Origin of the sequence: Pseudomonas sp. R2-7-07 (assembly GCF_003852355.1) — a bacterium.
Classification (GTDB): Bacteria; Pseudomonadota; Gammaproteobacteria; order Pseudomonadales; family Pseudomonadaceae; genus Aquipseudomonas.
This window is the reverse complement of record NZ_CP027759.1, coordinates 4,902,651-4,921,172: the sequence shown is the minus strand read 5'-3', so window position 1 is coordinate 4,921,172 and position 18,522 is coordinate 4,902,651. Positions and strand designations below refer to the sequence as shown.

Below are 18,522 nucleotides of genomic sequence, written 5' to 3'. Positions count from 1 at the left end.
GCATTATAGGGAGTTGCGAGCGAGTCGGCTACGGTCAACCTGCGTGCTTGAGCGTGTTCGATGAATCCCGGACAATGCCGGCAGTTCTTTGGTTTTTTTCTCTCGCGGATCTGGCTGTTCTTTCGCGATGTTTGCCCGCTCAGCTGTGGAAATAACGCTCACATGACGACGCATATTCAACGTTCGGCCCTGCTGCCCTATCCCGCGCAGGCGCTCTATGACCTGGTCAACGACGTGGCGCGTTACCCGGAATTCCTGCCGTGGTGTTCGACTGCCGAGGTGTTGGAGGGCGGTGATGAGTACATGGTGGCCAGCGTCGGCGTAGCCAAGGGTGGGCTTAGTCAGCATTTTGTTACACGCAATGTGCTGGTACCTGGAAAATCCATCGAGATGAATCTGCAGGAGGGGCCGTTCACCCAGTTGCATGGGGTATGGGTATTCAAGGCGCTGACGGACAAGGCCTGCAAGATCAGCCTGGATCTGTCGTTCGATTACGCCGGGCCTATTGTTCGGGCGACACTGGGACCCTTGTTCAATCAGGCGGCGAATACGCTGGTGGATGCGTTCTGCCAACGAGCCAAGCAGCTGCATGGTTGACATTGAAGTGGTGCATGCCGCCATTGAGCGCCAAGTGTTACTGGCGGTTGCGGTACCGGAGGGCACAAGCCTGAGGGCGGCGGTGCAAATGTCGGGGATTGCTGAGCAATTTCCGCAGCTGGTGCTAACTGAATGCCCGTTGGGAATCTTCGGTAAGGTGGTTGCCGACGCTGATACGCGTGCCGTGCAGCCAGGTGATCGAATTGAAATCTACCGGCCGTTGCTGGCAGATCCCAAGGAAGTGCGCAGGCAGCGTGCGGCCAAAGCGGCGAAGGCCAAACAGCAAGGCTCATAAATCAGCAAGCAACAAAAAGCCCGGCATGCCGGGCTTTTTGTTGAGTGTCGCCTTGTTACTGCGGGCTGGTGTCCAGAGGCTGTGGCGTCGGGACTGGCACGGTTTCCACGCCATCGACGTCTTTCTGGATCTGGTCCAATAAGGAGCCTGGTTTGGCCGGCACCTCGGATTTCGGCTTCTCGGCTTCCTGTGCAGGGGCGGTCACGCTGGTGCCGCTGTCCTTGCCCATCAGCGCTTCATCGCGGCTTACACCGGGCATGAAGTCACCGGACAGGCTGACAAGCTGGTCATTGCCATTAAAAATGACACTGACACGCTCCTGCTGGCGCTCACCGCCGCCAGGCTGGATGCTGTAGAGATAATCCCAGCGATCGGCATGGAAAGTGTCGGTCAGCAGGGGATTGCCCATGATAAACCGTACTTGCCGTCGGGTCATTCCGGGGCGTAACTGGTCTATCATGTCCTGCGTGACGACATTGCCCTGCTGGATGTCGATTTTGTAAACCCCGGGGAATGAACAACCGGCGAGTGCGAGCAGTCCCACAAAGGTGAAACTGGTTAGCAAGAGCTTGGTGTTTTGCATCGGTGGGCGACTTCCACTATCTTGGCTGGGACAACGTAAACGCCGATCATACCCGTATTAAGAGAAGCTGCGAAGCAGCATCCGCGAGAAAGCTAACCATGGTTGAAAATAGCGAACTACGCAAAGCCGGTCTCAAAGTGACTCTGCCCCGAGTCAAGATTCTACAAATGCTCGATTCTGCTGAGCAGCGCCACATGAGTGCCGAGGACGTTTACAAGGCGCTGATGGAGTCTAATGAAGACGTCGGCCTGGCCACGGTTTACCGTGTCCTGACCCAGTTTGAAGCCGCAGGGCTGGTGGTTCGTCATAATTTCGACGGCGGTCATGCAGTGTTTGAATTGGCCGACGGCGGGCATCACGACCATATGGTTGACCTGGATACCAATGAGGTAATCGAGTTCACCAGCCCTGAGATCGAAGCGCTGCAGCATAAGATCGCTGAGGAGCATGGCTTCGATTTGGTCGACCATAATCTGGTGCTGTACATCCGTAAGAAAAAGTAAAAATCGACGCAGAGTTGCTCTGCGAAACGATTGAAGGCGACCCTAGGGTCGCCTTCGTGCTTTATATAAGAAGCAAAATGCTCGCCTCAAGCCTTCGCGGCGACGACCATTTTCTTCGCGTGCGCCAGAGACTCCTTGGTCAAATCAATACCGCCAAGCATTCGCGCCACTTCTTCCACGCGCTCCGACTTGTTCAGCTTGGACACGGCCGTGCGCGTCGCGTCGCTGCCTCGCACCTTGTGCACGAACAAATGTTGATGCCCTTGGGCTGCCACTTGCGGTAAGTGCGTCACCGTAAGCACCTGGCCTCGATCCCCCAGGCGTCGCAACAACTGGCCAACAATCTCTGCAGTTGGCCCGCCAATACCTACGTCCACTTCGTCAAACACCAGTGTCGGTACGCGCGAGGTTTGCGCGGTGATGACCTGGATGGCCAGGCTGATCCGTGAAAGCTCGCCGCCGGAGGCAACCTTTGCCAGGGCTTTGAGCGGTTGCCCCGGGTTGGCACTGACCAGCAGCTCCACCTGTTCCAGGCCATGGGGTTGCAGCTCATGGCTGGTGTTGGCGTTCAACTGGATGGTGAAGCGACCACCGGGCATGCCCAGGCGCTGGATTTCCTGTTCTACGGCGCCGGCCAGGCGGGTGGCGGCCTGCTGGCGAAGCTCGCTCAGCTCGCGAGCCTTTTCCTGATAATGCCGAGCGAAGGAGGCGAGTTCTTCGCCGAGGCGTTCAATGGACTCGTCGTTCGCGTTCAGGGTTTCGATTTCATCCAGCAGTTTTTGCTGCATCGCCGCCACTTCGGTTGGCTGGATTCGATGCTTGCGCGCCAGGGTGTAGATGGTGTCCAGGCGCTCTTCTATTTCCTGCAGGCGCGCCGGGTCGGCGTCGAAATGATCCAGAAAGCGATTCAGCTCGCCGACCGCTTCCTCCACCTGGATCTGCGCACTGGTCAGCAACGTGGTGGCTTCACTCAGTGAGCCGGACGCGTTATTCACGCTGGACAGCCGATTGAGGCTCGCCGTCAGTGCGTTAAGCACATTGCCGGAATCGCTTTCGCTGCATTGCTCGACCACCTGGCGACAGATGCCCAACAGTGTTTCGGCGTTGGTCAGGTTCTTGTGTTCCTGCTCAAGCTGCTCCAGTTCGGTCTCGCCCAGGCCCAGGCTTTCCAGCTCTTCGAGTTGATAGCTGAGCAATTGGTGGCGAGCGCGTTGCTCGTCGCCGGAATTGGAAAGGCGTTCCAGTTCCTGGCGCGTCTGCCGCCAGCGTTGAGCGGCCAGGTGAACCTGACGGGCAAGTTCGGTGGCGCCGGCGTACTCGTCGAGTAAGCGGCGATGGGTGTCGGTTTTAAGCAGGGATTGGTGTTCATGCTGGCTGTGAATATCGATCAGCAATTCGCCCAAGGCTTTGAGGTCGCCAAGGGGGCAGGGCGTACCATTGATGTAGCCGCGTGAGCGTCCTTCGGCGGTGATCACCCGGCGCAGAATGCACGGCCCTTCATGGTTGAGGTCGCGCTCGGCCAGCCAGGCCTCGGCTTCGGGAATGTCGACCAGGTCGAAGGTGGCCAAGATATCGGCCTTATCGGCGCCGGGGCGCACCACGCCGCTATCGGCGCGGTCGCCGAGTGTCAGGCCCAGGGCGTCGAGCATGATCGACTTGCCGGCGCCGGTCTCGCCTGTGATTACGCTCATGCCGCGATCCAGTTCGAGATCCAGATGTTCAACGATGGCGTAGTTATGTACGGACAGGTGCACGAGCATGAAGGTCGCTCCCAGGCTTTAGGTCTGGTTATTTATACAGTGTTTTGTTCTGGGCTGACAATCCTGACGCTTAGCTCGATTTGCTTGATAGATGTGTTTTTTTAGCGCGATTAGGAATGTAGAGGCAGGAAATGATCCAAGGCATGCGAAAGACTTTTGGTAACGCCTGCGCCCTTGAACCTGAAAATTGTGGCCCCATATACCGGAACAGAAGCGCGAGTTGAGTTCGCGCATGATTTTGAAAGGAGAAATCTATGGCTGACGAACAGACGCAGGATACGCAAACGCCAGACGCCAATTCGGCTGCCGGTGATGAACTGGCAACTCGTGTGCAAGTGCTCGAAGAGCAGCTGGCCGCAGCGCAGGATCAGTCGTTGCGTGTTGCCGCCGATCTGCAGAACGTCCGCCGTCGTGCCGAGCAGGACGTAGAAAAGGCTCACAAATTCGCGTTGGAAAAATTCGCCAACGACCTGCTGCCTATTATTGACAGCCTGGAGCGTGGCCTTGAATTGTCCAACCCGGACGACGAAAACATCCGCCCTATGCGCGAAGGGATCGAACTGACCCTGAAAATGTTCCAGGACACCCTGAAGCGTTATCAGTTGGAAGCCATCGATCCGCAAGGCGGTGAGCCGTTCAACGCGGAGCACCACCAGGCAATGGCGATGCAGGAAAGTCATGACCTCGAGCCCAACAGCGTATTGAAAGTGTTCCAGAAGGGCTACCTGCTCAATGGTCGCTTGTTGCGCCCGGCGATGGTCGTGGTGAGCAAGGCGCCTGCACCCGTTTCGCCTTCTATTGATGAGCAGGCTTGAAATCCGCCGCAAGGCCCCCATTTATAAGTCAAGCGTTTAAGTGCTACCGCAGTTAGCCACAACTGCTGCGGCATCCAAATTCAAGTTTCGGGAGAGTGAATCATGGGCAAAATTATCGGTATCGACCTGGGGACCACCAACTCGTGCGTCTCGGTCATGGAAAACGGCAAAGCCAAGGTTATCGAAAACGCTGAAGGCGCGCGTACCACGCCGTCGATCATCGCTTACGCCAACGACGGCGAGATCTTGGTCGGTCAGTCGGCCAAGCGTCAGGCTGTTACCAACCCGCACAACACCCTGTACGCGGTAAAACGTCTGATCGGTCGTAAGTTCGACGAAGAAGTCGTACAGAAAGATATCAAGATGGTGCCTTACAAAATCGCCAAGGCTGACAACGGTGACGCCTGGGTTGAAGTAAATGGCAACAAGATGTCTGCGCCGCAGATTTCGGCAGAAGTCTTGAAAAAGATGAAAAAAACTGCCGAAGACTACCTCGGTGAGACCGTGACCGAAGCGGTAATCACCGTTCCGGCCTACTTCAACGACAGCCAGCGCCAGGCGACCAAAGACGCCGGCCGCATCGCGGGCCTGGACGTAAAACGTATCATCAACGAGCCTACCGCAGCTGCCCTGGCTTACGGTATGGACAAGGCCAAAGGCGACCACACTGTGATCGTTTATGACCTGGGTGGCGGTACGTTCGACGTTTCGGTTATCGAAATCGCTGAAGTTGACGGCGAGCACCAGTTCGAGGTGTTGGCCACCAACGGCGACACCTTCCTGGGTGGTGAAGACTTCGATATCCGTCTGATCGACTACCTCGTTGACGAATTCAAGAAAGAAAGCGGCATGAACCTCAAGGGTGACCCGCTGGCGATGCAGCGCCTGAAAGAAGCTGCTGAGAAGGCCAAGATCGAACTGTCGTCGAGCATGTCCACCGACGTGAACCTGCCGTACATCACTGCAGACGCTACCGGCCCTAAACACTTGAACGTGAAGATCTCTCGCGCCAAGTTGGAAGCACTGGTTGAAGACCTGGTTCAGCGCACCATCGAACCATGCCGCATTGCGCTGAAAGACGCCGGTATCGACGTTGGCTCCATCAACGACGTGATCCTGGTCGGTGGTCAGACGCGTATGCCGCTGGTACAGCAGAAAGTAACCGAGTTCTTCGGTAAAGAAGCACGTAAAGACGTGAACCCGGACGAAGCGGTTGCCATGGGTGCTGCCATCCAGGGCGCGGTATTGGCCGGTGACGTGAAAGACGTGCTGCTGCTGGACGTCAGCCCGCTGACCCTGGGTATCGAAACCATGGGTGGCGTAATGACTGCGCTGATCGAGAAAAACACCACGATTCCTACCAAGAAATCCCAAGTGTTCTCGACTGCCGATGACAACCAGGGCGCCGTGACCATTCACGTGCTGCAAGGCGAGCGTAAGCAAGCTGCCCAGAACAAATCCCTGGGTAAATTCGATCTGGCCGAGATTCCACCAGCTCCACGTGGTGTGCCGCAGATCGAAGTAACCTTCGACATCGACGCCAACGGTATCCTGCACGTTGGTGCGAAAGACAAGGCTACCGGCAAAGAGCAGAAGATCACCATCAAGGCCAACTCGGGCCTGTCTGATGAAGAAATTCAACAGATGATTCGTGATGCTGAAGCCAACGCTGATGCGGATGCCAAGTTTGCCGAGCTGGCTGGCGCCCGTAACCAGGGTGATGCGCTGGTTCACTCGACGCGCAAAATGGTCGCTGACGCTGGCGACAAAGTGACTGCCGAAGAGAAAACTGCAATCGAAGCTGCCGTGGTTGCTCTGGAAGCCGCTATCAAAGGCGACGACAAGGCTGCTATCGAAGCCAAGGTTGAAGAGCTGTCGAAGGTGTCCGCGCCAGTGGCTCAGAAAATGTACGCCGAGCAAGGCCAGCCGGCCGAAGGTGCTGCACAACAAGCAGAGCCTGAAGCCAAGCACGACGATGTGGTCGATGCCGAGTTCGAAGAAGTCAAAGACCAGAAGTAACTTGGTCGCCCGGTTGACCGCTCACAAGCGGTGACTGGTAGGATGTCGCCGCGCGGGAGCTTGCTCCCGCGTTGGCGTGTCTGGGGTATGCGAATTTTTACAGTATGCGACAGCGTTCGGATGCTGGCGGTGTGATCGGGAATGCTCCTGCTTTCCGAGCAGTAAATGCCGCGTTTTTAGTCGGGTGGCCGGCTAAAGAGTAGTAATGACCAGGATCGTTGAATTGACGTGAGTTGGGTCCGGGCCTGCATTGGGGCTCAACGAGTTTGGCGAGGCTCAGGAGGGTCTGGCTGAACGTCCTTAAGAGTGCAAAGACTTATGGCAAAGCGTGACTATTACGAAGTATTGGGTGTGGAGCGTGGCTGCGCCGACGCGGACCTGAAAAAGGCTTACCGCCGTCTGGCAATGAAGCACCACCCGGACCGTAATCCGGATAGCAAAGAATCCGAAGAAATGTTCAAAGAGGCCAATGAGGCCTACGAATGTCTGTCTGATCCGAACAAGCGTGCAGCCTACGACCAGTATGGGCATGCCGGTGTCGACCCAAGCATGGGCGGCGGCGGTGCCGGTTTTGGTGGGCAGAACTTCTCCGATATTTTCGGTGATGTGTTCAGTGACTTCTTTGGTGGTGGCCGTGGCGGCCAGCGTGGCGGTGCCCAGCGTGGCAGCGACTTGCGCTACACCTTGGAGCTGAACCTGGAAGAAGCCGTGCGCGGCACCAACGTCAATATCCGTGTACCGACGCTGGTCAACTGCAAGCCGTGCGACGGTTCGGGTGCAAAGAAAGGCTCTTCGCCTATCACATGCCCGACCTGCGGCGGCATCGGTCAGGTTCGTATGCAGCAGGGCTTCTTCTCGGTGCAGCAAACCTGCCCGCGCTGCCATGGCCAGGGCAAGATCATCTCCGATCCGTGCGACTCCTGCCATGGCGAAGGCCGTGTCGAAGAGTACAAGACGCTGTCGGTGAAAGTGCCGGCGGGCGTGGATACCGGCGACCGCATTCGTCTGTCGGGCGAGGGGGAGGCGGGTGCTCAGGGTGGGCCCACGGGCGACCTGTACGTGGTCATCAATGTGCGCGAGCACTCGATCTTCCAGCGCGATGGCAAGCATCTGTTCTGTGAAGTGCCGATCAGCTTTGTCGATGCGGCCCTGGGTGGCGAGCTGGAAATTCCGACCCTTGACGGGCGGGTCAAGCTCAAGATCCCTGAGGGCACGCAGACCGGCAAGCAGTTCCGCATCCGTGGCAAAGGCGTTGCGCCAGTGCGCGGTGGTGGGGCGGGCGACTTGATGTGTCGTGTGGCGGTAGAAACGCCCGTCAATTTGAATCGCCGTCAGCGCGAGCTGCTTGAAGAGTTCCGCAGTTCGTTAGCGGGTGATGACTCCCACTCGCCAAAAACCACGGGCTTTTTCGATGGCGTGAAGCGCTTCTTCGGCGACCTGTAAGGAATTGAGTATGCGACGTATAGCCGTAATGGGCGCTGCCGGGCGCATGGGCAAGACGCTGGTCGAAGCGGTGCAGCAGCGCTCGCCGGCGTCCGGGCTGACCGCGGCGATCGTTCGCCCGGGCAGCACGTTGATCGGTGCGGATGCCGGTGAGTTGGCCTCGCTGGGCCGTATCGGCGTTTCGTTGTCCGGCAACCTGGAGCAGGTGGCTGACGAGTTCGACGTATTGATCGATTTCACGCTGCCGGAGGTGATGCTGAAAAACCTGGCGTTCTGTCGTAAGGCAGGCAAGGCGATGGTGATCGGTACCACCGGTTTGACGGCTGAGCAGAAGCACTTGTTGGTAGAGGCGGGCAAGGATATCCCGGTGGTCTTCGCTGCGAACTTCAGCGTGGGCGTGAACCTTTCTCTCAAGTTGCTGGACATGGCCGCTCGCGTATTGGGTGATGAGGCGGATATCGAGATTATCGAAACCCATCATCGTCACAAGATTGATGCACCGTCCGGAACTGCTTTGCGCATGGGCGAGGCTATCGCCGATGCATTGGGGCGTGACCTGTCGAAAGTGGCGGTGTATGGCCGCGAGGGGCATACCGGTGCCCGCGCGCGCGACACCATTGGGTTTGCGACAGTGCGCGGTGGTGATGTGGTGGGTGATCACACCGTGCTGTTCGCCACTGAAGGCGAGCGCCTTGAGATCACGCACAAGGCTTCCAGCCGCATGACGTTCGCCAAGGGTGCGGTACGTGCTGCGCTTTGGCTGGAGGGGCGCGAGCCTGGGCTGTACGACATGCGCGACGTGCTCGACCTGCACTAATCAGTAGCTTAAACAGGGCCTCAAGCTTATGCTTAGGCCCCGTTTTTACCCGCTAGGCGACGCCCTGTCGCATTCTCCTGCCTTTAAGGCTCATTAGCGGTGGACCCAAAAAGCCTTTTTCTGTAAGCTACAGCTTTAGTGTGTCCACTAAAAGCGCGCAGAATTATTCGGTGAAGAAGCGGGGTGACGTGTCCATACGTCACTCCGCTTTTTTACAACCTGCGATCGCCCTTTCAGGCTTTATTTACGGGAGGTCTTCTTGACTAAGCCAGCCATACTCGCCCTTGCTGATGGCAGCATTTTTCGCGGCGAAGCCATTGGAGCCGACGGTCAAACCGTTGGAGAGGTGGTGTTTAACACTGCCATGACCGGCTATCAGGAAATCCTTACCGATCCTTCCTACGCCCAACAGATCGTCACCCTGACCTATCCGCACATCGGCAACACCGGTACTACACCGGAAGACGTCGAGTCTGATCGTGTCTGGTCGGCCGGTCTGGTAATTCGTGACCTGCCTCTGGTTGCGAGCAACTGGCGTAACACGATGTCGCTGTCCGATTACCTGAAAGCCAACAACGTGGTGGCGATCGCGGGTATCGATACGCGCCGCCTCACGCGCATTCTGCGTGAAAAAGGCTCGCAGAATGGCTGCATCATGGTCGGTGACAATATCTCCGAAGAGGCGGCGATTGCCGCGGCGCAAGGGTTCCCTGGCCTGAAGGGCATGGACCTGGCGAAAGTCGTCAGCGTCAAAGAGCAGTACGAATGGCGCTCCACTGTCTGGGACCTGAAGACCGACAGTCACGCGACCATCGACGCGGCCGAGCTTCCATACCATGTGGTTGCCTACGACTACGGCGTCAAATACAACATCCTGCGCATGCTGGTTGCGCGGGGCTGCCGCGTCACCGTAGTGCCTGCACAAACCCCGGCCAGCGACGTGCTTGCCCTGCAGCCGGACGGTGTGTTCCTGTCCAACGGCCCAGGCGACCCTGAGCCATGCGACTACGCCATCCAGGCGATCAAGGAAGTGCTGGAAACCGAGATCCCGGTATTCGGCATCTGCCTGGGCCACCAGTTGCTGGCCCTGGCTTCCGGCGCCAAGACCCTGAAAATGGGGCACGGCCACCACGGCGCCAACCATCCTGTGCAGGATCTGGATACTGGCGTTGTAATGATCACCAGCCAGAACCACGGTTTTGCGGTGGATGAAGCGACCTTGCCGGCTAACGTGCGCGCCATTCACAAGTCGCTGTTCGACGGCTCCCTGCAAGGCATCGAGCGCACCGACAAGAGCGCGTTCAGCTTCCAGGGCCACCCTGAAGCCAGCCCGGGCCCGAACGACGTAGCGCCGCTGTTCGACCGTTTCATCAATGAGATGGCCAAGCGACGCTGACTGAGCGGCGTGCGGGCGGCCCCTGACTTCGGTGGCCCCCGCGGGCTCTTCAAGGATTGTTCAAGACGGCTTGCCGACTGACCTGCGGATTTGAGTGACAAACCCATGCCAAAACGTACAGACATAAAAAGCATCCTGATTCTCGGCGCTGGCCCGATCGTGATCGGCCAGGCCTGCGAATTCGACTACTCCGGCGCCCAGGCCTGTAAAGCCCTGCGCGAGGAGGGCTACCGCGTCATCCTGGTGAACTCCAACCCGGCCACCATCATGACCGACCCGGCCATGGCCGACGCCACCTACATCGAACCGATCAAATGGCAGACCGTTGCCAAGATCATCGAGAAAGAGCGTCCGGACGCGCTGCTGCCGACCATGGGTGGCCAGACCGCACTGAACTGCGCCCTGGACCTGGAGCGCGAAGGCGTCCTGGAAAAGTTCGGCGTAGAGATGATCGGTGCCAACGCCGACACCATCGACAAGGCTGAAGACCGTTCGCGTTTCGACAAGGCGATGAAGTCCATCGGCCTTGATTGCCCGCGCTCCGGTATCGCCCACAGCATGGAAGAGGCCAACGCCGTTCTCGAAAAGCTCGGCTTCCCGTGCATTATCCGTCCGTCCTTCACCATGGGCGGCACCGGTGGCGGCATTGCCTACAACCGTGAAGAGTTCGAAGAAATCTGTGCCCGTGGCCTGGACCTGTCGCCGACCAAAGAGCTGCTGATCGACGAATCCCTGATCGGCTGGAAAGAATACGAGATGGAGGTTGTCCGCGATAAGAAGGACAACTGCATCATCGTCTGCTCCATCGAAAACTTCGACCCAATGGGCGTGCACACCGGTGACTCGATCACCGTGGCTCCAGCGCAGACCCTGACGGACAAGGAATACCAGATCATGCGTAACGCCTCGTTGGCGGTATTGCGTGAGATCGGCGTTGAAACCGGTGGCTCCAACGTCCAGTTCGGCATCTGCCCGGACACAGGCCGCATGGTCGTGATCGAGATGAACCCGCGTGTATCGCGTTCTTCGGCGCTGGCCTCGAAAGCCACCGGTTTCCCGATTGCGCGTATCGCTGCCAAGCTGGCGATCGGTTACACCCTGGATGAGCTGCAAAACGAAATCACGGGCGGCGCCATGCCTGCCTCTTTCGAGCCGTCTATCGACTACGTTGTGACCAAGCTGCCGCGCTTTGCCTTCGAAAAATTCCCCAAGGCTGATGCGCGCCTGACCACCCAGATGAAGTCTGTCGGTGAAGTCATGGCAATCGGCCGCACGTTCCAGGAATCCCTGCAGAAAGCCCTGCGCGGCCTGGAAGTGGGTGTTTGCGGCCTGGACGAAAAGCTCGACCTGAGCAACCCGGAAAGCATGAGCATCCTCAAGCGCGAGCTGACCGTGCCGGGCGCCGAGCGTATCTGGTACGTGGCGGACGCCTTCCGCGCCGGCCTGAGCGTCGAAGATATCTTCGGCATGAACATGATCGACCCGTGGTTCCTGGTGCAGATCGAAGACCTGATCAAGGAAGAAGAGAAGGTCAAGACCCTCGGTCTTTCGTCGATCGACCGCGACCTGATGTTCCGCCTCAAGCGCAAGGGCTTCTCCGACCAACGCCTGGCCAAGCTGCTGGGTGTAACCGAGAAGAACCTGCGTACCCATCGCCACAAGCTGGATATCTTCCCGGTCTACAAGCGCGTTGACACCTGCGCAGCCGAGTTCGCCACCGACACCGCGTACATGTACTCCACCTACGAGGAAGAGTGCGAAGCCGCACCGTCGGACCGCGACAAGATCATCATCCTGGGCGGTGGTCCGAACCGTATCGGCCAGGGCATCGAGTTCGACTACTGCTGCGTACACGCCGCCCTTGCACTGCGCGAAGACGGCTACGAGACCATCATGGTCAACTGCAACCCGGAAACGGTTTCCACTGACTACGACACTTCCGACCGCCTGTATTTCGAGCCGGTAACGCTGGAAGACGTATTGGAAATCTGCCGCGTCGAGAAGCCAAAAGGCGTAATCGTCCAGTACGGCGGGCAAACCCCGTTGAAACTGGCGCGTGCCCTGGAAGCGGCTGGCGTGCCGATCATCGGTACCAGCCCGGACGCCATCGACCGCGCTGAAGACCGCGAGCGCTTCCAGCAAATGGTTGAGCGCCTGAACCTGCGCCAGCCGCCGAACGCCACCGTGCGCAGCGAAGACGAAGCCATCCGCGCAGCCAGCAAGATCGGCTACCCGCTGGTGGTGCGTCCGTCCTACGTACTGGGCGGCCGTGCGATGGAGATCGTCTACGAAGAAGACGAACTCAAGCGCTACCTGCGTGACGCGGTGAAAGTGTCCAACGACAGCCCTGTGCTGCTCGACCACTTCCTCAACTGCGCCATCGAAATGGACGTGGACGCGGTTTGTGACGGCACTGATGTGGTGATCGGCGCGATCATGCAGCACATTGAACAGGCTGGCGTTCACTCCGGTGACTCCGCCTGCTCGCTGCCGCCTTACTCGTTGCCTGCGCATATCCAGGACGAGATGCGCGAACAGGTCAAGAAAATGGCCCTGGAGCTGGGTGTGGTCGGCTTGATGAACGTACAGTTGGCGCTGCAAGGCGAAGACATCTACGTCATCGAAGTCAACCCGCGCGCTTCGCGTACCGTGCCGTTCGTGTCCAAGTGCATCGGTGTGTCCCTGGCCATGATCGCTGCGCGCGTGATGGCCGGTAAGACATTGAAGGAAATCGGCTTCACCAAGGAAATCATTCCGAACTTCTACAGCGTGAAAGAGGCGGTGTTCCCATTCGCCAAGTTCCCTGGCGTGGACCCGATCCTCGGCCCAGAGATGAAGTCCACCGGTGAAGTGATGGGCGTGGGTGACACCTTCGGCGAAGCATTCGCCAAGGCTCAGATGGGCGCCAGCGAAGTGCTGCCGACCGGCGGTACTGCGTTTATCAGCGTGCGTGATGACGACAAGCCACTGGTTGCGGGTGTGGCCCGTGATCTGATCAACTTGGGCTTTGATGTCGTGGCTACCGCCGGGACCGCCAAGCTGATCGAAGCTGCCGGCCTGAAAGTGCGCCGCGTGAACAAGGTGACCGAAGGTCGTCCGCACGTGGTCGACATGATCAAGAACGACGAAGTCACGCTGATCATCAACACCACCGAAGGTCGCCAGTCGATCGCGGACTCCTACTCGATTCGCCGTAATGCCTTGCAGCACAAGATCTACTGCACCACCACCATTGCTGCAGGCGAAGCCATCTGCGAAGCGCTCAAGTTCGGTCCGGAAAAGACCGTGCGTCGCTTGCAGGATCTACACGCAGGATTGAAGGCATGATCAAATATCCAATGACCGTCCAGGGCGCCAAGGCCCTGGAAGAGGAGCACGCCCATCTGACCAAGGTCGTACGTCCAAAGCTGAGCCAGGACATCGGTACGGCCCGCGAGCTGGGTGACTTGAAGGAAAACGCCGAATACCACGCTGCTCGCGAGCAGCAGGGTATGGTCGAGGCGCGGATCCGTGACATCGAAGGCCGTATGCAGAATGCGGTGATCATCGACGTCACGACCATCCCGCACACCGGCAAGGTGATTTTCGGCACCACGGTGGAAATCGCCAACGTGGAGACGGATGAGCGCGTTGTCTACCAAATCGTGGGCGAAGACGAGGCTGACTTCAAACTCGGCAAGATCTCTGTTGGTTCGCCGCTGGCCCGCGCCCTGATTGCCAAGGAAGAAGGCGACGTGGTTGCCGTGAAAACGCCGAGTGGCGTGATCGAGTACGAGATTGTCGAAGTTCGTCACATCTGAAAGACGGCGCCCGCTTCGTGCGGGCGCCATGCTGTGGCAACTTTCCCAGATGCTTTGGGTGGGTGGCCTATGGTTGTTGCATATTGGCGTGTTGCCGGCGCTGGGTTTAATAGGCCTGGCACCCTTGCTGATCGATGAGATCGATGGCTTGCTGACTACGTTGCTGGTGAGTTTTGCCGCAGCATGCGTGACGCTCCAGGCGTTGGTGCTGGTCAAGGCTGAAGGCTTGGGGAGTTTGTGGCGGGATATTCGCGGCCAACTGCTGTTGATGGCACTGTATGCGTGCGCAATGTATTGCATTGTGCATGTGTGGCTGCCGCAAGCGTTGCGCTGGCAGTTGTTCAGCTATCTTGTGCTAGGGTTTTCTGGCTTGGTGCTGGCGATACAGCCTGCGCCGGGATGGAGCGGCGGGGCGCGCGAAGCACGCCCTTGACCCTTGTCATCATTTGAAGCGATGAACGTTCGACAGTTGCTTGTTGACGTTGAAGTTCTTGCGATGCAGCAGCGCCATCTTGCCGATAACCTGAACCAGGTCCGCTTTGCCAACCTTGCACAGTTCTGCAATGGCGGCCAGGCGCGCTTCGCGATCAAGGATGTTGACCTTGATCTTGATCAGTTCATGATCATTGAGTGCACGTTCGAACTCGGCTAACACACCTTCAGTCAAACCGTTGTCTGCCACAATCAGAACTGGTTTCAAATGGTGGCCAATGGATTTGTACTGTTTCTTCTGCTCTTGAGTGAGCGGCATAATCTGACCCCTGCGTCTGATCTTGTAAAAAGCGGCGGCCAGTTTACCCGAGCGAGTCCGGGACCGCCCAGTTAATCACGACCCGTTTTATTTTCGAGGTGGCCCGTGGCCCGTTCCAAAACCAGCCTTAAGTGGCTACAAGAACATTTCAACGATCCTTACGTCAAAAAGGCGCAGAAGGACGGCTACCGTTCCCGGGCCAGTTACAAGCTGCTGGAGATCCAGGACAAGGACAAACTGATCCGGCCTGGCATGAGCGTTATCGACCTGGGCGCTGCTCCCGGAGGCTGGTCCCAGGTGACCAGTCGTCTGATTGGTGGGCAGGGCCGGTTGATCGCTTCCGACATCCTGGAAATGGACAGCATCCCCGATGTGACCTTTGTTCACGGGGACTTCACTCAGGACGCCGTGCTCGCGCAGATCCTCGAGGCCGTCGGAAATTCGCAGGTAGACCTTGTGATTTCCGACATGGCCCCCAATATGAGTGGATTACCGGCTGTTGATATGCCGCGCGCCATGTTCCTGTGCGAATTGGCACTGGATCTGGCTGGACGGGTGTTGCGTCCGGGTGGTGATTTTCTGGTCAAGGTCTTCCAGGGCGAAGGGTTTGACGAGTACCACAAGAACATCCGCAAGCTGTTTGACAAGGTTCAAACGCGTAAACCTGACTCTTCCCGGGACAGGTCCCGTGAGCAATACCTGCTCTGCCGCGGCTTTCGCGGTGTGGAAGGCGCGGCGAGCGAAGAGCGTTTTTGAGGAGTTGGAGGAGGGCGATAGGTTTTTTTATATCGCTTTCGTCACGAAGCTTTACGAATATTGTGTAGTTAAAGTTTCACAAAGGGTTACAGACGGCGCCTGCCAGTGGTGTAGGTAATGTAGTAAGTTAGGCCGGTGAATATCATGCGAAGCGCGCGCCAGTAGCGGAGCTTGCTTCAGAGGGTAGTTAATTGAACGATATGGCAAAGAATCTGATCCTGTGGTTGATCATCGCGGCTGTCCTGGTGACGGTGATGAACAACTTCTCCAGCCCTAACGAGCCGCAGACCCTCAACTATTCCGACTTCATCCAGCAAGTTAAGGATGGCAAGGTCGAGCGCGTAGCGGTTGATGGCTATGTGATTACCGGCAAACGTGTCGATGGCGACAGCTTCAAGACCATTCGTCCGGCCATTCAGGACAACGGTCTGATCGGCGACCTGGTAGACAACAAGGTCGTCGTGGAAGGCAAGCAGCCTGAGCAGCAGAGCATCTGGACCCAGCTCCTGGTAGCCAGCTTCCCGATCCTGGTAATTATCGCCGTGTTCATGTTCTTCATGCGCCAGATGCAAGGTGGTGCGGGAGGCAAGGGCGGGCCGATGAGCTTCGGCAAGAGCAAGGCACGCCTGCTCTCGGAGGACCAGGTGAAAACCACCCTGGCGGATGTCGCCGGTTGCGACGAAGCCAAGGAAGAAGTGGGTGAACTGGTCGAGTTCCTGCGCGATCCGGGCAAGTTCCAGCGCCTGGGCGGGCGTATTCCTCGCGGCGTGCTGATGGTCGGCCCGCCGGGTACCGGTAAAACCTTGCTGGCCAAGGCGATTGCCGGCGAAGCCAAGGTGCCGTTCTTCACCATTTCCGGTTCTGACTTTGTCGAGATGTTTGTCGGCGTCGGTGCCAGCCGTGTTCGCGATATGTTCGAACAGGCCAAGAAGCACGCGCCATGCATCATCTTCATTGACGAAATCGACGCTGTTGGTCGCCACCGTGGCGCCGGCATGGGCGGCGGTCATGACGAGCGTGAGCAGACCCTCAACCAGTTGCTGGTGGAGATGGATGGTTTCGAGATGAATGACGGCATTATCGTCATTGCCGCAACCAACCGTCCGGACGTATTGGACCCTGCGCTGCTGCGTCCAGGCCGTTTCGACCGTCAGGTGGTCGTGGGCTTGCCGGACATCCGTGGTCGCGAGCAGATCCTTAAAGTCCACATGCGCAAAGTGCCGATGGGCGACGACGTGGCTCCGGGCGTGATTGCCCGTGGTACGCCAGGCTTCTCCGGTGCCGACCTTGCCAACCTGGTGAACGAGGCTTCGTTGTTCGCGGCCCGTACCGGCAAGCGCATCGTTGAAATGAAAGAGTTCGAGTTGGCCAAGGACAAGATCATGATGGGCGCTGAGCGCAAATCCATGGTCATGTCCGAGAAAGAAAAACAGAACACCGCCTATCACGAGGCCGGTCACGCCATTGTTGGCCGCGTTGTGCCTGAGCATGACCCGGTCTACAAGGTGTCGATCATTCCACGCGGTCGTGCGTTGGGTGTGACGATGTTCCTGCCGGAAGAGGATCGCTACAGCCTCTCCAAGCGTGCGCTGATCAGCCAGATCTGCTCGCTGTACGGCGGTCGAATCGCAGAAGAAATGACCCTGGGCTTCGACGGGGTGACTACCGGCGCTTCCAACGACATCATGCGTGCCAGCCAGATCGCACGAAATATGGTGACCAAGTGGGGCTTGTCGGAAAAACTCGGTCCATTGATGTATGCCGAGGAAGAAGGCGAGGTATTCCTGGGCCGTGGCGGTGGCGGTCAAAGCGCCAGTTTCTCGGGTGAAACAGCCAAGCTGATCGATTCCGAGGTGCGCAGCATCATTGACCAGTGCTACGGCACGGCCAGGCAGATCCTTACCGACAACCGCGACAAGCTGGACGCGATGGCAGATGCGCTGATGAAGTACGAGACCATTGATGCCGATCAGATCGACGACATCATGGCCGGTCGTACACCTCGGGAGCCGCGCGATTGGGAAGGTGGTTCGGGCACCTCGGGCACTCCGCCAGTGGTGCAGAATGAGCGTCCTGAAGCCCCGATCGGCGGCCCGGCAGCTGACCACTAAGGTTTGAAATGATTTTCGCGTCGTACTCCACCCGGTTGCCTTGCGGCAACCGGGTTCTTGATTTGGCCCATGCACATGTCATGGGCATTCTTAATGTCACTCCAGACTCGTTTTCCGATGGTGGCCGCTTCAGCCAGCAGGATGCCGCGTTGCGTCATGCAGAGGCGATGGTGGCTGCCGGTGCAACGCTGATCGATGTCGGCGGCGAGTCGACTCGGCCTGGGGCTCGCGCCGTTTCTCCTGTGGAGGAACTGGAGCGGGTGGCGCCGATTGTCGAGCGCATTGCCCGGGAGCTGGATGTGATCATCTCCGTGGATACATCAACGCCGGCAGTGATGCGTGAGACTGCGCGCCTGGGGGCGGGGCTCATCAATGATGTGCGTGCGTTGCGGCGTGACGGTGCTCTCGACGCTGCTGCGGCGACTGGCCTGCCGGTATGTCTGATGCATATGCTGGGCGAACCCGGCAATATGCAGGATAATCCGCACTACGACGATCTGGTGGGCGAAGTCTGTGGTTTTCTTGCCGACAGGGTCGCTCAGTGCGCCAGCGTGGGCATTGGTCCTGAAAAGATCATCCTTGATCCGGGGTTTGGCTTCGCCAAGACCCTGCAACATAATTTAAGCCTGTTCAAACATATGGAAGCCCTGCATGCACTCGGTCGGCCCCTGTTGGTCGGCGTTTCGCGCAAGAGCATGATAGGGCAGGCCTTGAATCGCCCGGTGGGTGAGCGCTTGTTTGGCGGCCTCGCGCTGGCTGCGCTTGCCGTGACCAAGGGCGCTCGTATTTTGCGTGTGCATGACGTCGCCGAGACGATGGACGTGGTGCGCATGATTGCCGCTGTAGAATCAGCCGAATAAGAATGATGGAGCACTC

17 protein-coding genes are annotated in these 18,522 nt (G+C 58.3%); 14 read left to right on the top strand and 3 right to left on the bottom strand.

Annotation, left to right across the window (positions count from 1 at the left end):
* Window positions 1-162 precede the first annotated feature (162 nt).
* Window positions 163-597, top strand: coding sequence for a type II toxin-antitoxin system RatA family toxin (locus C4J86_RS22545; protein WP_124368388.1), 435 nt, complete (start codon window positions 163-165; stop codon window positions 595-597).
* Window positions 590-892: an RnfH family protein gene (locus C4J86_RS22540; RefSeq protein ID WP_124371897.1), complete on the top strand. Its 303-nt coding sequence runs from the start codon at window positions 590-592 to the stop codon at window positions 890-892. The genes C4J86_RS22545 and C4J86_RS22540 overlap by 8 nt, the downstream gene beginning before the upstream one ends.
* Window positions 893-947: 55 nt before the next feature.
* On the opposite strand, the gene C4J86_RS22535 is transcribed toward C4J86_RS22540, so the two are convergent.
* Window positions 948-1,475: an outer membrane protein assembly factor BamE gene (locus C4J86_RS22535; RefSeq protein WP_124371896.1), complete on the bottom strand. Its 528-nt coding sequence runs from the start codon at window positions 1,473-1,475 to the stop codon at window positions 948-950.
* A gap of 98 nt (window positions 1,476-1,573) precedes the next feature.
* Between C4J86_RS22535 and fur the strand changes: the two genes are divergently transcribed.
* Entirely contained in the window at window positions 1,574-1,978 is a 405-nt protein-coding gene (gene fur, locus C4J86_RS22530) for a ferric iron uptake transcriptional regulator (protein WP_003194220.1), read from the top strand.
* An 86-nt stretch (window positions 1,979-2,064) separates the two neighbouring features.
* Here fur and recN read toward each other — a convergent pair whose 3' ends face one another.
* Window positions 2,065-3,738 (bottom strand): DNA repair protein RecN, encoded by a 1,674-nt coding sequence (gene recN / locus C4J86_RS22525; RefSeq protein ID WP_124371895.1) that lies wholly within the window; start codon window positions 3,736-3,738, stop codon window positions 2,065-2,067.
* Between the two features lie 254 nt (window positions 3,739-3,992).
* Between recN and grpE the strand changes: the two genes are divergently transcribed.
* The 8 genes from grpE to C4J86_RS22485 all read left to right on the top strand — a co-directional run bounded on the left by grpE (window position 3,993) and on the right by C4J86_RS22485 (window position 14,461).
* On the top strand, window positions 3,993-4,553 hold the full coding sequence (gene grpE, locus C4J86_RS22520; protein WP_124371894.1) for a nucleotide exchange factor GrpE: 561 nt from the start codon (window positions 3,993-3,995) through the stop codon (window positions 4,551-4,553).
* Window positions 4,554-4,655: 102 nt separating this feature from the next.
* Window positions 4,656-6,572, top strand: coding sequence for a molecular chaperone DnaK (dnaK, locus tag C4J86_RS22515; RefSeq protein ID WP_124364448.1), 1,917 nt, complete (start codon window positions 4,656-4,658; stop codon window positions 6,570-6,572).
* A gap of 318 nt (window positions 6,573-6,890) precedes the next feature.
* On the top strand, window positions 6,891-8,015 hold the full coding sequence (gene dnaJ / locus C4J86_RS22510) for a molecular chaperone DnaJ (RefSeq protein WP_124371893.1): 1,125 nt from the start codon (window positions 6,891-6,893) through the stop codon (window positions 8,013-8,015).
* A gap of 10 nt (window positions 8,016-8,025) precedes the next feature.
* Window positions 8,026-8,832 (top strand): 4-hydroxy-tetrahydrodipicolinate reductase, encoded by an 807-nt coding sequence (gene dapB, locus C4J86_RS22505; RefSeq protein ID WP_124364446.1) that lies wholly within the window; start codon window positions 8,026-8,028, stop codon window positions 8,830-8,832.
* A 259-nt stretch (window positions 8,833-9,091) separates the two neighbouring features.
* On the top strand, window positions 9,092-10,228 hold the full coding sequence (carA, locus tag C4J86_RS22500) for a glutamine-hydrolyzing carbamoyl-phosphate synthase small subunit (RefSeq protein ID WP_124364445.1): 1,137 nt from the start codon (window positions 9,092-9,094) through the stop codon (window positions 10,226-10,228).
* Window positions 10,229-10,333: 105 nt separating this feature from the next.
* Complete coding sequence (carB, locus tag C4J86_RS22495) at window positions 10,334-13,555, top strand: carbamoyl-phosphate synthase large subunit (protein ID WP_124371892.1); 3,222 nt, start codon at window positions 10,334-10,336, stop codon at window positions 13,553-13,555.
* Window positions 13,552-14,028 (top strand): transcription elongation factor GreA, encoded by a 477-nt coding sequence (gene greA / locus C4J86_RS22490; protein WP_124364443.1) that lies wholly within the window; start codon window positions 13,552-13,554, stop codon window positions 14,026-14,028. Before carB ends, greA begins: the two co-directional genes overlap by 4 nt.
* A gap of 28 nt (window positions 14,029-14,056) precedes the next feature.
* The gene (locus C4J86_RS22485) at window positions 14,057-14,461 is read left to right on the top strand and encodes an MFS transporter (protein WP_124364442.1); all 405 of its coding nucleotides are present in this window, start codon (window positions 14,057-14,059) and stop codon (window positions 14,459-14,461) included.
* Between the two features lie 9 nt (window positions 14,462-14,470).
* Here C4J86_RS22485 and C4J86_RS22480 read toward each other — a convergent pair whose 3' ends face one another.
* Window positions 14,471-14,779, bottom strand: coding sequence for a YhbY family RNA-binding protein (locus C4J86_RS22480; protein WP_124364441.1), 309 nt, complete (start codon window positions 14,777-14,779; stop codon window positions 14,471-14,473).
* Window positions 14,780-14,884: 105 nt separating this feature from the next.
* On the opposite strand from C4J86_RS22480, the gene rlmE reads away from it, so the two are divergent.
* The 3 genes from rlmE (at window position 14,885) to folP (ending at window position 18,506) form a co-directional block, all read left to right on the top strand.
* A complete protein-coding gene (gene rlmE, locus C4J86_RS22475) occupies window positions 14,885-15,535 on the top strand; it encodes a 23S rRNA (uridine(2552)-2'-O)-methyltransferase RlmE (RefSeq protein WP_032862906.1) in 651 nt (216 codons plus the stop codon).
* A 200-nt stretch (window positions 15,536-15,735) separates the two neighbouring features.
* Window positions 15,736-17,646: an ATP-dependent zinc metalloprotease FtsH gene (ftsH, locus tag C4J86_RS22470; RefSeq protein ID WP_124364440.1), complete on the top strand. Its 1,911-nt coding sequence runs from the start codon at window positions 15,736-15,738 to the stop codon at window positions 17,644-17,646.
* Between the two features lie 8 nt (window positions 17,647-17,654).
* On the top strand, window positions 17,655-18,506 hold the full coding sequence (folP, locus tag C4J86_RS22465) for a dihydropteroate synthase (protein WP_124368381.1): 852 nt from the start codon (window positions 17,655-17,657) through the stop codon (window positions 18,504-18,506).
* Window positions 18,507-18,522: the final 16 nt, after the last annotated feature.